The sequence below is a fragment of the Tetzosporium hominis genome (assembly GCF_002265435.1).
In the GTDB taxonomy this organism is placed as follows: Bacteria; Bacillota; Bacilli; order Bacillales_A; family Planococcaceae; genus Chryseomicrobium; species Chryseomicrobium hominis.
This window is the reverse complement of sequence record NZ_NOKQ01000308.1, coordinates 1-261: the sequence shown is the minus strand read 5'-3', so window position 1 is coordinate 261 and position 261 is coordinate 1. Positions and strand designations below refer to the sequence as shown.

The 261-nt window shown below is 39.1% G+C and carries 1 pseudogene; it reads left to right on the top strand.

Annotated features, from left to right (window positions below):
- Positions 1-261, top strand: a pseudogene (locus CF394_RS13555) (PIN domain nuclease); the annotation flags it as partial.

The window sequence follows — 261 nt, the reverse complement described above, 5'->3', positions numbered from 1 at the left end:
GTACAGAATACGTTGTGAACTGGGTGAAGTGGATAGAGGATTCATTGTTAAAAGCGCCGGTTCCAGATTTGTTATTTGGAAGTCTTGGCCTGGTTTTTGGACTTATAATCGCTTATCTTATCGTAAATGTTATTCCTTTAGACAATATACCTTACCGCATATTCAGCACAATCATCCCTGTGTTTTTAGCGTTCTTCCTTGGTTATCTCGGTTTCCAGGTGGGCTTTAAGAAAAAGGATGAATTGATCAGCCTGTTTTCTA